Source organism: Paenibacillus sp. FSL R7-0198 (assembly GCF_038000415.1).
Classification (GTDB): Bacteria; Bacillota; Bacilli; order Paenibacillales; family Paenibacillaceae; genus Paenibacillus.
On record NZ_JBBOCB010000001.1, the window covers coordinates 3,090,738 to 3,103,317 of the forward strand.

General features: G+C 47.8%; 10 protein-coding genes. 5 read left to right on the forward strand and 5 right to left on the reverse strand.

Going from position 1 to position 12,580, the window contains the following annotated elements; translation table 11 throughout:
• The first annotated feature begins 76 nt into the window (after positions 1-76).
• Positions 77-799, forward strand: coding sequence for a LytR/AlgR family response regulator transcription factor (locus MKY87_RS13320; protein WP_339788340.1), 723 nt, complete (start codon positions 77-79; stop codon positions 797-799).
• A 122-nt stretch (positions 800-921) separates the two neighbouring features.
• Here the strand turns inward: MKY87_RS13320 and MKY87_RS13325 are convergent, their stop codons facing one another.
• The gene (locus tag MKY87_RS13325; RefSeq protein WP_338588811.1) at positions 922-2,655 is read right to left on the reverse strand and encodes a glutamine--tRNA ligase/YqeY domain fusion protein; all 1,734 of its coding nucleotides are present in this window, start codon (positions 2,653-2,655) and stop codon (positions 922-924) included.
• A gap of 280 nt (positions 2,656-2,935) precedes the next feature.
• Between MKY87_RS13325 and MKY87_RS13330 the strand changes: the two genes are divergently transcribed.
• The 3 genes from MKY87_RS13330 (at position 2,936) to MKY87_RS13340 (ending at position 4,903) form a co-directional block, all read left to right on the forward strand.
• On the forward strand, positions 2,936-3,178 hold the full coding sequence (locus tag MKY87_RS13330) for a DUF2164 domain-containing protein (RefSeq protein WP_340967438.1): 243 nt from the start codon (positions 2,936-2,938) through the stop codon (positions 3,176-3,178).
• Between the two features lie 47 nt (positions 3,179-3,225).
• Positions 3,226-3,774, forward strand: a complete 549-nt coding sequence (locus tag MKY87_RS13335) for a GNAT family N-acetyltransferase (protein WP_036612698.1) — start codon at positions 3,226-3,228, stop codon at positions 3,772-3,774.
• A 214-nt stretch (positions 3,775-3,988) separates the two neighbouring features.
• Positions 3,989-4,903 (forward strand): hypothetical protein, encoded by a 915-nt coding sequence (locus MKY87_RS13340; RefSeq protein ID WP_340964826.1) that lies wholly within the window; start codon positions 3,989-3,991, stop codon positions 4,901-4,903.
• A gap of 219 nt (positions 4,904-5,122) precedes the next feature.
• Here the strand turns inward: MKY87_RS13340 and MKY87_RS13345 are convergent, their stop codons facing one another.
• Both MKY87_RS13345 and MKY87_RS13350 read right to left on the reverse strand, forming a co-directional pair.
• Complete coding sequence (locus MKY87_RS13345; protein ID WP_340964828.1) at positions 5,123-5,911, reverse strand: SDR family oxidoreductase; 789 nt, start codon at positions 5,909-5,911, stop codon at positions 5,123-5,125.
• A 32-nt stretch (positions 5,912-5,943) separates the two neighbouring features.
• Positions 5,944-6,435 carry a GNAT family N-acetyltransferase gene (locus tag MKY87_RS13350; protein ID WP_338588820.1) on the reverse strand — a complete coding sequence of 164 codons (492 nt, stop codon included), beginning with the start codon at positions 6,433-6,435 and terminating at the stop codon, positions 5,944-5,946.
• 266 nt (positions 6,436-6,701) lie between these two features.
• Here MKY87_RS13350 and MKY87_RS13355 point away from each other — a divergent pair, with 266 nt between their 5' ends.
• Positions 6,702-7,901, forward strand: coding sequence for a methyltransferase domain-containing protein (locus MKY87_RS13355; RefSeq protein WP_340964831.1), 1,200 nt, complete (start codon positions 6,702-6,704; stop codon positions 7,899-7,901).
• Between the two features lie 82 nt (positions 7,902-7,983).
• Here MKY87_RS13355 and MKY87_RS13360 read toward each other — a convergent pair whose 3' ends face one another.
• Positions 7,984-11,376: a GH36-type glycosyl hydrolase domain-containing protein gene (locus MKY87_RS13360; protein ID WP_340964834.1), complete on the reverse strand. Its 3,393-nt coding sequence runs from the start codon at positions 11,374-11,376 to the stop codon at positions 7,984-7,986.
• A gap of 162 nt (positions 11,377-11,538) precedes the next feature.
• Positions 11,539-12,528, reverse strand: a complete 990-nt coding sequence (locus MKY87_RS13365; protein WP_340964836.1) for a LacI family DNA-binding transcriptional regulator — start codon at positions 12,526-12,528, stop codon at positions 11,539-11,541.
• Positions 12,529-12,580: the final 52 nt, after the last annotated feature.

Genomic DNA, 12,580 nt, shown 5'->3' on the forward strand with positions numbered 1-12,580 from the left:
ATTATTGATGTTAATGGTACTATATAGGGAAAGTAGATTGGCTTATTATAATTCAAAAGAAAGGGATTGAGTTAAATTGTTCCAGATAGGTATTTATGAGGAAAATAAAACAGATCTAAAAAAACTACATGAATTTTTTATAAGATTAGAGAATAAGGGGCCTTACAGCTTTAAATTAATTAATTTTTCCTCAGAGGATGATCTGATTACTCATTATAAGAATCCTGACAAAATTAAACCACAAGTCATTATAATGAACATCAAGCTATCTGCCTGTAATGGAATTGATATCGCTTCCAAGATTCGCAAATGCTATGATCAAGAAGTTCTGATTGTTTTCCATACTAATTATATTGAATACATAATGCGAAGCTTTGATGTACAAGCGTTTCAATACTGGCTAAAACCAATAAACTACTCCTTTTTCGAACAAAAAATGCTTCTCATTTGCAAGCATATAAGCTCCTTGAAGTCTATTTTCTTTCCAGTAAAAGTTGATGGCGATTATCTTTTTGTTAGGTGCGCAGATATCATTTATATCAGAACAATTAAATGCCAAAATTCCTCAAACAATATTGAAATCACAACGAAGTCAGGCACTATTTTATTCACAGGTACATTACTGAAGTGTATAGCCGAACTTCAACACCCCTTTTATCTCATTCATCGTTCATTTATTATTAATATAAATCATGCACTAAAAATTAGATCCAACTATGTAGTAATGAACAATGGCGAAGAGATTCCTATAGGAAAGTCAAAATCCAAGACAGTAAAGCTTGCATTGTCTTACTCCTAACCTCTGCAATAGTAGATTTACCTTAAATTTAACTGACTTAAATCTTGCAATACAATAAAAGGGCGTCCCCTTCACAGCTAGTGCTGCGCAGGGGACGCCCTTTTACAATATATAATCTATACTTATGCCTTCGGCAGTTGGAATGAGCTTTTCAGGGATACGACCCGGTTAAATACCGGACGTCCTGGCTCGGAATGTTTTGGATCTACACTGAAGTAACCGTGACGGAAGAATTGGAATTTATCCTGAGCATTCGCTTCCTTCATCTCTTGCTCCACATACCCGTGGACAATCTCAAGGGAGTTCGGGTTCAGTTGATCCAGGAACGTTTTCTCCGGTTGCTCTTCCACAACCTCAGTTTCAGCTCCAGCTACTGCCACTTCCACCTCTGCTTCCGGTGCTTCATCCAGGATCAAAGGCTCATACAGACGGAATTCAGCAGGTACCGCTTGAGTCGCTTCTACCCAGTGGATTGTTCCTTTGACTTTACGGCCAGTGAATCCACTGCCGCTCTTCGTCTCTACATCATAGGTACAATGAATCTCAGTTACATTGCCTTCTGCGTCCTTAATCACATCGTTACATTTGATGAAGTATGCATGTTTCAGACGAACTTCGTTGCCAGGGAACAAACGGAAATATTTGTTCGGCGGATTTTCCATGAAATCGTCTTGTTCAATATATATCTCACGGGAAAACGGAATTTGGCGATTACCCATCTCTGGGTTCTCCACATTGTTCTCTGCTTCAAGCCATTCCACTTGTCCTTCAGGATAGTTGGTAATAACCACTTTGAGTGGGTGCAGGACAGCCATCGTGCGCGGAGCTTTCAGTTTCAAGTCTTCACGTACAAAGTGCTCCAGCGTTTGCAGGTCGATAACCCCTTGACTCTTGGAAATGCCTGTTTCGAATACAAAATCACGAATGGCTTCCGGTGTATATCCCCGGCGACGCAGACCCGAAATCGTTGGCATACGTGGATCATCCCATCCATCCACATGGCCTTCGTCCACGAGCAGTTTCAACTTCCGCTTGCTTGTCACCATCTGGGACAAGTTCAGGCGACCAAATTCGTATTGACGTGGTTGGCTCTCCATCTCACATTCGGCAATAACCCAATCGTAGAACGGGCGTTGATCCTCGAATTCCAGGGAACAGAGGGAATGCGTTACACCTTCAATTGCATCTTCGAGCGGGTGAGCAAAGGCGTACATCGGATAGATACACCATTTGTCGCCCGTGTTATGATGGTGTGCATGTGAAATCCGGTAAATCACCGGATCGCGCAGATTGATATTCGGTGCAGACATATCGATCTTGGCACGCAGCACTTTCTCTCCGTTCTTGAATTCACCTGCACGCATACGTGTGAACAGGTCGAGATTCTCTTCCACCGAACGATCACGGTACGGGCTGTTCTTGCCCGGCTCCGTCAGCGTTCCGCGCATTGCACGGATTTCGTCGGCGCTTTGGTCGTCGATGTAGGCTTTACCCTTTTTAATCAACAAGACAGCACGGTTGTACATCTCGTCAAAATAATCCGAGGCAAAACGTTTCTCGTTCCACTCGTATCCGAGCCATTTCACGTCTTCCTGAATCGATTGAACGTACTCTACATCTTCCTTGACCGGATTCGTGTCATCAAAGCGCAGATTCGTTTTGCCGCCAAATTCGCCGCCCAGCGTAAAGTTAATCCAGATCGCCTTGGCATGGCCGATATGCAGATAACCGTTCGGTTCCGGAGGAAAACGGGTAATAACTTCCTGGACTTTCCCAGACCGGAGATCTTCGGTAATAATATTTTTGATAAAGTTAGGTGGGGTTGTACGATTGTCCACAGGTATCAAACCTTTCATGAATGGATTGGAGCCTTCGGGAATTGCAGCAATTCCGGCTATAATTCCTTAATAACGAAGTCATTTCCTGAAAAAATCTATTTTCTTGGAAAGTTTCGTACGCGTTTCATTTAAATATACCTTTAACGGGGGAGGAGTTCAATAAAGAACGGCACCAAAGTCAGGATCAGCCGTGCATAAATAGGCCCAAAACCATTTTGACGGGTTCGCTCGAATCATGTAGCATGATAGTAAAAACAAATTAAAGGGAGGGTTTCCCATTCCATCGAACTCGCTTAAACTGACCAAAGAACAACAGGATGAAGCCATTCGCACCATACAGTCGTATTTCGAAGAGGAACGTGGCGAAGAACTCGGCGATCTGGCCGCTTGGGGTGTCCTCGACCTGTTCATGACACAGCTCGCTCCCTACATATATAATCAGGCACTCCGTGACGCACGCACAACAGTCAGTCAACGCATGGCCTCAATGGAAGAAGACCTGTTTGCACTGGAGCAAAAGTTACCCAAGACCTCACGTTAATCCACCAAAACTAAACCCATACTATAAAAAGAAAGAAGGTTGCATTCATGTTTACCTATTCATTGGATGAATATACCGAACTCCGGCCACTGGCCATGGAACATACCAAACCGCTGTTCGAACTGACGGATCGTTCGCGGGATCAACTGCGACATTGGTTGCCGTGGGTGGATCATGTCACAGAAGTGGAACACACCTCAAACTTCATTACCAACGCGTTAAAACAAGGTGCCGAGAATGGCGGATTCACCGCCGGAGTATGGTCAAAAGGGGATCTCGCTGGCGTCATCGGATTCCACGAGATTAACTGGACCAACCGCTCCGTAAGCATCGGATACTGGCTTGGCAAAGGTTTTGAGGGTCAAGGCTTGATGACAAGCGCTTGTCGCGTTCTGGTAGACTATGCACTGGTGACCCTGGATCTGAATCGCGTCGAGATTCGCTCGGCAACAAACAACAAACGGAGTCGCGCCATCCCTGAAAGACTCGGGTTTGTTCTCGAAGGTGTCATTCGCCAGGCAGAAAAGCTGCCTAAAGGTTACGTGAACCATGCAGTATACGGCATGCTTCAGCATGAATGGGAACTTTTGCGCTAATTCGCTTACATAATTGAGTTACATCTAACTGAAACCGTCCATATGCCCCTTTCCTGTGAGAATTTCAAACATAGGTGAGGGGCATTGTTGGTAAGAGCACCATTTTTTACTGCCAATTAAGGTTCCACTCAGCCTACCTTCATTCTTGCTCTCTAATATAACGTTGTGGGCGTACACCCATACCAACCTACAGAAGAAAGAAGGATGATCCAGGATGAAGAGAACCAAAACATCAAGAACAGTAGTGGTTACCAGCGCAATGGCTTTGACGATTGCACTCGGCGGAGGTATATTTGCACATTCAGTGGCTAATGCAGATCCGGCAGCTACTCCTTCAGGCCAGACCAAATCGGACAGCTCTTCTACATTAAATTCACATAAAATAAAACCAGAAGACGGAGTTAGAGGTTGGGGACCCGGGCTGCAGCGCCATTCGGACGAACTGACCTCCGTACTTGGCGTGTCTGCCGATGAGCTGAAAGAAGCGCGCAAAGCAGGCAGCACCATTGCCGAGATTGCAGCTACCCAAAATGTGGACGTGCAGACCGTCATTGATAAACTGGTCACAGCGGAGAAAACAGAACTACAACAGCAGTTGACCGATGGCAAAATCACGCAAACCCAGTACGATGAGCGTGCAGCTACACTTACACAACGTGTGACTGACCTGGTAAACGGTAATATGAAGGAAGTTGGGGCAGGTGGACGTGGTCCGGGTGGATTCGGTGGACCAGGAGCAGAACGGTATGCCAAGGAACTGGCCGCCATCCTCGGGGTTACAACAGATGAACTAAAGGAAGCGCGTGAAGCAGGCAGTACAATTGCCGAGATTGCAGCCACCAAGAACGTGGACGTGCAGACAGTTATTGATACAATCGTTACTGCCCAGAAAACAGAACTACAACAGGAGTTGACCGATGGCAAAATCACACAAAGCCAATTCGATGAGCGTGAAGCAGACATCACTCAACGAGTTACCGACCTCGTCAATGGTAAACTGCCAGAAGGTCCAGCAGGTCACGTCCATGGTCATGGAGCAAAACGTGACGGCGAGGCTAAGCCAATGCCGAAACCGGATTCCAGCAAAGTCGACACGTCAACTAATGACAGCGGCAAAGACTTATCTTAACAAAGCAATAGGCCCAGAACGTTGGGCAAGCTCGGTTTATCTATACACCCGGTATTATTGTTGTTAACGTTGTTAGGGAGCTCGTTTTTCCACACAATGCATGAATCAAAATTAAGCCCCTCCTTCTCCACAACAAGTGGACATTAAGGAGGGGCTTAATTTTAATAATATCGTAATCCGTTTCCTTATAACTTTGAATCTGTTGATCAAACTCCTCCCTTATAGGGCTCGGACCATGCCACCATCCACGATCAATGAGGTTCCGGTAATGTACGTATTGGCCCCGGATAACAGGAACACCACCGCTTTGGCAAACTCCTCTGGTTGACCATAACGGCCGAGTGGAATCTCCTTGCGGAACTGTTCAGAGACTTCGTCCTCACTTACTCCGTTCTGCTCTGCCCGTGCGGCATCCAGCTCACGGATGCGGTCTGTTGCAATACGACCCGGAGCCACCGTGTTGATCAAAATTCCGTATGGAGCCAGCTCCTGGGATAACGTCTTCGCCAATCCAAACACGCCAGTACGGAACGTGTTGGACAGAACCAGACCTGGAATGGGCTGCTTCACTGAAGTTGAAGCGATATTCACAATGTGTCCTCCACTTTCTTTCATATAAGGAAGGGCACCACGAATGAGCCTTACATAACTGAGAACATTTAATTCAAATGCACGCTCCCAATCCTCATCCGTCAGTGACTCAAATGAACCCGATGGCGGGCCACCCGAATTGTTCACCAGAATATCAATCTGCCCGAACATTTCTGCTGTCTTGTGAATCAGAACCTCAATATCTTCCTTGCGTGTCACATCGGTTGCACAATATTCCACACGTCCGCCACCACCAAGCGCCAGAAGCTCCTGCTTCACTGCTGCGAGCTTTTCTTCGCTCCGGCTGGCAAGCATGACGTCAGCACCTTCTGCTGCCAATTGAGCGGCTACCGCTTTGCCCAGCCCGCGACTGGAAGCCAGAACCAGTGCTTTTTTACCCTGAAGCCCCATATCCATCGTTGTTCCTCCTCAACTAGTTTCTATTTGGTCTAGATAAAATAACCCATAAGAATATCGTCCACATACTTGCCTCCGATATAAAACTCGGACACCAGCCTGCCTTCCGTCACAAATCCACACTGTGTATAAAACGTGATGGCTCCCGGATTGCTGGAGAGAACGCGCAGCCTGAGCTTGCGAACGCCTTGTTCAAGCGCATGCTGCTTGATAGCATCCATCAAAGCTGTGGCAATGCCACAACGCCGATCATGAGGATGAACTGCAATATGGATCTCGTAGACATGACGGTTAACAGGCATACCTGTGGCTGGCTGGAAGCCCACATAACCACATACCCGCTCTCCCTGCACCGCAATCAATTGACTGCCTGGCGGACAATGCTGCAGGTATTGCTGTCTGGAGCGCCAATGCATCGGTGCAGGAGAGGTGTATTGGTCCCATACCAGGGTGTCCAACTCCATTAGCTGTGTTGCATCCTTAATTTCGGATGGACGAATCGTAAATGTATGGCTGGTAAGCATAATGATTCAACCTTTCGTGCTATAGTCGACAACGCTGTGCGCTACAACGTCGGGAAAGTTAAGAGAGTTAAGAACGTTGAGAAACTTAGGAATAGGAAGACATTGTTCTTTACTTCACTATTTAAGTTTTTTTGTTCTATATATTGTAGCATAGCCTCAGCTTTGACTAAAATTCCACTCAGTATTGAACCTTTTCGATAAATGAAATAAACACTTAACCTTGCCGTAACGTCATGGTTTATACTGATTCGATAAGGAGGGGATGCATGATGAATATCAAAGAGGCAGCAAGCAGGCTTGGTATATCGGCGAGAGCCATTCGTTTTTATGAGGAAAAAGGATTAATTCTCCCCGCCAAACAGTCTAGTAACGGCTATCGCACATACACCGAGAATGATATCTGGCGGCTTCAGACCATTGCTGCGCTGCGTGAGATTGGCATGTCGCTACAGGATATTACACACGCGCTCGGAGAGATTGATCAAGGGAATCAGCAGCGGCTGGAAGAATATCTGGAACTGCAACAGGCCGTCATGTATGCCCAGTGGATTGAGCTCAAACGTATGATGGATACAACCCAGCGCATGATTGACCTGAATCGTCAGGACGGTCCGCTGGATGTCAGCCATCTACACGATCTCGCGGACAGTGCGCGTCGCCTGCGCGAAGCACGGCAGAACTGGCATGATCGGTGGAATTATGACACTCAGGCAGCCATCCACGATCAACGAGTGCAGGCAGAAGGCAGAGTCAGTACTGAACACCCCATTTCAGAGGGCAGGCATCATTCGACCAACGCCTCGCCTATAAGCGACAAGAATGAAGTTCCACATCCACACCAGGATGCAGATCATTCCGCGCCAGGCGATTCCAATGATACGGTACAGTCTTCCTTTTATCTGTATCACAACTATGACGAAGCGCTCGAACAGACAGCTCATTGGATCTCTCCCGCCCTTGGTGAGAAAGGACTCGATATTGGTACAGGCACAGGTAATCTGGCTGGGAAACTGCTACAGCGCGGCGCAAACATGACTGCAATCGACCAATCCCGGGAGATGCTACGCAGATGTCGTACCAAATATCCCGAGATGCATGTGAAGCTTGGTAATTTTCTGGCGCTGCCTTTTGCCGATCATTCCTTCGACTTTGTTGTATCCAGCTTTGCTTTCCATCATCTGAGTCCAGATCAGCAACTATTGGCATTACAGGAGATGCAACGGGTATTAACCTCACGCGGACGTATCGGCCTAACCGATCTGATGTTTGTTGATGTGACTCACCGTGATTCCTATATTCGGCAGGCAGAAACCACAGGACACGAGGAACAGCTGCGCGCCTTGCGCGAGCGTCACTTCCCTCTGCTCAGTGAGCTATGCAGCTGGCTGGAGCAACAGGGCTATGTAACCAAGCATGTGCGGCATAATGAGCTGTTGCATACGTTGCTGGCAGTTCCACTGCGGTAAGCAATCGTAAGAGCATATGGCAAAAAGGCCATCCCGCCTTTGAATAAAGGAGGATGACCTTGGTGTACATCATGCTATTAGATTACATATAGATATCAACAACCGTACGCTCAGTTGCACTGCGTGCTTGTCTGAACTCATCAAGCGAGATGCTTACACCGCCCTGACGGTAACGGTTCGCTGTACGCTCGGTAGGAATGTCCTTGCCATTCACCGCTACACGGCTCACAGCACCTTCGTTCAAGTGATAAATGAACGTCACTGGCTCACCCGCATACTCGAATTCGAATTGCATGCCGTTCAGCTCAGCTGGCAATACCGGGTCAATGACCAGATCGCCGCCCTCTTGACGAATGCCAAGTGCATTGGAGATCAGCTGGTTCATATAGATTCCAGGGCCGCTGGAGTAGATTCTCCATCCGCCTTTCACTTGTACAGTCCCTTTACGAAGCTGGTCAAAATGCTCCTGTGCCTCGTAACGTGTATTAAACTTGCCGTCCGAACTACTGAAGTATGAGTTCGCTTGGCGAATCTCCGCGTTAGGTACAACCTCGCCGATACCAACCGGGTTGATCATCGCGAGACCATTCCATACCTGATCTGTCTTACCCAGCTTCGCCATCGCTTCCACGTAACGGATATGTGCGTGCACATATTGCAAACCAATCTCACGTCCGAAGTTGGATGCTTGCTCTGCACGTTTGAAGTGTGTGCTTACTCCGCCAGCATATTGAGCCGGACGATTCATCAGACGCACGCCATCCGGGCACAGGAACTGTTCACGGATCAATGCGTAATGAGACTCTGCTTGCTCCGCATTCAGCAACTCACCAATCATGCTGCGCGTCATTGGCAACAGGCGATATTGAATGCCTGTCTCTGTATCCGTTGGATGAAGCATCAGCTTCGCTTGGTCCGCTTCTTCCATGTATACAAAGCCTGGAATCACATCTGTGCCCAGCATGTAACGGTTAAAGTCCTCACGAATGCCTTGAGCCAGCACATCAAGCTCCTGTGCAAAGTCTGCATCCTTGAATTTCAGCGCTTGCGAGAGCACATTCACGGACTGATACGTCAATGCCACCGTCCAACTGCTCACCATGTATTGCTTCAGCTGTGCATTGGCTGGTTGGAGCGTATCATCCCAGTCGCCATCTCCGTAGGAAGACAGGAACGTATCGTGCAGGAAGTGCGAACGGATATATTCGATTTCTTTTTTCGCGTGATCCAGTACCGTTGCCGTTTCTTCCGTGAACCCGAAGCTATGTTTAACCGTATAAGGTACTTTCTCATCCAGGATTGCATAGTCGCGAGTCGCTGTCAGGTAATCCGCCAGAACTTTCAGCGGCCATACAATGATGTCGCCATGGCTCTCTTCCTGTTGGATCGCAAAGTATTTATCAAACATGAACCATTGCGGCCAGTTGCCATCATCTTCATATTGGTGGGTATAAACCATTTTGATGATATCGCGAACTTGCTCATATTTTTGCGTTGCCATAAAGTACTCCACCGGACCTTGGCACACATCCCGTGTACCCCAAGCCGCACCGCCATACTGCTCCAAACCGTGAGGCACGGAGTAGTGAACCAGCATGTTGTGGGTGTACCACCAAGCCAGCGCATTTACTTTGAACAGATCCTCTGCACTCTGACCTTCTCCACGGGACAAACGGAACCCGTTCATCACACCTGCGAAGAACTCGCGGTATGCCTGCACTTCCTCTTCAAACGTCAGGCTTGAACCTGCTGCCACTGCGCTATCCGCTTGGCCTTCCAATACCCCTTGTACCTTCAGCGTCCATTCAGCACTTGCTTCCAGACTAAGCGTAACCAGTGATGCGGAACCACTGCGGATACCACTTGCCAGCAACGTTTCATCCCCTACATTCACAGCTGCGCCGTCCACCGACATGCGGTATTGCAGATCTGGGTACGTCCCTGCACTAATCGCTTGTGGATCAGCCTTGAAGATCAAAGTATCGCCATCCTGCGTCATATGCAGTGGATACTCGTATTCATTCACATTCATCGTAATCTGGTTTGTTACCAGGTAACGGTATGCTGTGCCACTTGTGGAGCGTACGTTCATGCTCACTTCGGTAGTATGTGCCCCTGTATAGTTCGTCACGATGAACGTATCGGATTCCGTTTTGTAGATCCAACGTACATAGTTGAAGCCAATCTCGAACAGGGAAGGCATCGTCAGTAGACGATATTGTCCGTCCATTTCCACATAGATGCGTTGTCCCGCCGTTTTCGGCACGTTTAATGCATTGCGAGCATTACTGATCATTTTATTAAAATTGGTGTTACCAATAACGAGTTGTGAGTTGAAAATACCGTACATATACGATGTCGTCGTAATAACCTGTGCCCCAAGCTGCACATTGCCACCACTCATCAGAATGTGCCCGTGCGGACGCTCTACGAGCAATTCTTTTGCTTTCAGAACGATATGTTCATAGCTGCCTGTGAAGAAGGATAACAGTTCCTCACCGCTATGCTCTTCCTGATGACGATCAGGGAACAGATCATGAATCTCATCTTGCGTCAGATCAAGCGTAATCAGCGGTTCACCCAAGAAGGAGGATAGTTTTACCTGTTCCAACGTGTCACCATTTTCCACAGCCAGAGCCTGTACTTCATTCCATGCTGCGGTAACTTCATCTCCGAATTCCAGTGCAGAGATTCCTTCGGCATGATTAGGCTTCGCCAGTCCATAAAAGACCACCTGAGCTTCTCCGTTCAGATTCAGCAGTTCAGATTGCAATGCAGTGTAAGCAAATTCATACTGATACGTCTCATTCGCCAGCGTTGGGCGATTCAAGCTCTCTGGTTGATTCGTTTCCTTGTACGACAGACCGAAGAATTGGAATCCATCTGTGGAGTAACCAATTGCTTTCGTCAGGGAACCTTGTTGCATATATGGAAATGCACCGCCCTGAGGCTGGTTTTGACGGGAACAAACGACATAACCTTTCGCTTCATCTTCAAACACCGTATGGTCAATGTATTGTGACAGATAAGCTTCATTGCTGCGTACCGCACCTGGATCAGCAAGCCCTACATCCTGTCCGTACACCACGTCTACGTTATCTTGTTGTCCTGTGAGCTTCACATCCCAGAACCAGACACCTTGCGGTGTAGCCGTAAATACAACCTGGTAGCCAATGCCTTGTTCTTTGCCTTCCAGCTGGACTGTACCCTCCCAGATCAACTGGTTGCTGGACTGTGCTTTGCTTGTAATCACCTTGCTGTTCGAACGTACACCGAGCAACGGGAACGAGCTGATATTCTCTCCCTCGTGTACACGCAGGTACAGGTTATTCAGAGATCCATCAATCTGGTTGCTGAGCAACTGGTTCAACATCGTTGTGCCGGATGTGGCCTGATACAGGTCTCCACTGTTCAAAAAGGTAAAAGATAACTCCCCGGCGCTCAACCGGATCGGTGCATTAATCATCGTTGTCATAAGGTTCACTCCTTGAATTAGTATAAAATCGAAACGTTTCGATTAATCTGAAAAAGAATAGGGGCCTCTTCAAACCGACTTTTTACAGCCCGTCCGGACGATAACCCCATCATTGAACTTTCACTTCAGCATGCAGGCATTTCTTGGTTGGTCAGACTCGGCCTAAACCGAACGTACAGAGCTACGCTCGATCATATTAATCGTTAACGTATATGAAGGGTCAACCGCTTCGCCATTGAGCATCTGGAATAACAGATGTCCGGCGAGCGACCCGGCTTCATGCTTCGGCTGGCGTATCGTTGTCAGTGGTGGACGAACATATTCCGACAACTGAATATCGTCAAAACCGATCACGGAAATGTCATCCGGCACCGATACACCACGCTCTTCCAATGCTTTCAGGCCACCAATCGCCATCTCATCGTTACCGTAAAATACAGCTGAGGGAAGATCACCTTGCATGATCATCATCTTGGTTGCACTGTATCCGCCCTCACGCACAAAGTTACCGTTCAGACGCCATTTGGACTTTTCTTCAAGTCCCGCTTCCCGCATCGCCCGCAGATACCCTTGGTAACGCAGCGCATTGTCGTACGAGTTGGATGGACCGCTAATATATGCAATCTTCTGATGTCCTGCCTGAATCAGGTGGCGGGTAGCGAGGTAACCACCCTGCTCTCCATCCACCAGAACGTTGACCAAATGGTCACTCGACAGCTGACGATCCATCACAATAATCGGAAAACGATGACCGGCAGATTCTACCAGAATATCATCATGGATGTTATGGGCCAGGATGATGGCTCCATCTACTCTTTTTTCACGCAAAAATCGCACTGCCGTTGAATCCCGTCCACCCATGGAACTGCAAGCAATCAGATCATACCCGTTCGCGAGGGCTACATCCTGTACACTACGGATCAGCTCCGAGTAATACGGGCCCGACAGATCGGTCAGAATCAAAGCGATCGTGTTTGTCCGGCTCCGTTTCAGGTCCATGGCAAAGCCGTTCTTGCGGTAATTCAGTTCTCGTGCTGCCTCAAGCACTTTAGCCTTGGTCTTGGCACTAACCTTGCTATCCCCGCTCAGCGCATAGGAAGCAGTCGAGAGTGCTACACCTGCCAGCTTTGCCACATCCTTAATCGTTGCCATTCCACGTTCGCTCCTTCTAAACTATATATAAATTGAACTACAGAATATTTAC

Excerpts from the sequence above, each read along its gene's own strand:
- MKY87_RS13325 (WP_338588811.1), bottom strand. The coding sequence starts at position 2,655 with ATGAAAGGTTTGATACCTGTGGACAATCGTACAACCCCACCTAACTTT.
- MKY87_RS13335 (WP_036612698.1), top strand. The coding sequence starts at position 3,226 with ATGTTTACCTATTCATTGGATGAATATACCGAACTCCGGCCACTGGCC.
- MKY87_RS13340 (WP_340964826.1), top strand. The coding sequence starts at position 3,989 with ATGAAGAGAACCAAAACATCAAGAACAGTAGTGGTTACCAGCGCAATG.
- MKY87_RS13345 (WP_340964828.1), bottom strand. The coding sequence starts at position 5,911 with ATGGATATGGGGCTTCAGGGTAAAAAAGCACTGGTTCTGGCTTCCAGT.
- MKY87_RS13350 (WP_338588820.1), bottom strand. The coding sequence starts at position 6,435 with ATGCTTACCAGCCATACATTTACGATTCGTCCATCCGAAATTAAGGAT.
- MKY87_RS13355 (WP_340964831.1), top strand. The coding sequence starts at position 6,702 with ATGATGAATATCAAAGAGGCAGCAAGCAGGCTTGGTATATCGGCGAGA.
- MKY87_RS13360 (WP_340964834.1), bottom strand. The coding sequence starts at position 11,376 with ATGACAACGATGATTAATGCACCGATCCGGTTGAGCGCCGGGGAGTTA.
- MKY87_RS13365 (WP_340964836.1), bottom strand. The coding sequence starts at position 12,528 with ATGGCAACGATTAAGGATGTGGCAAAGCTGGCAGGTGTAGCACTCTCG.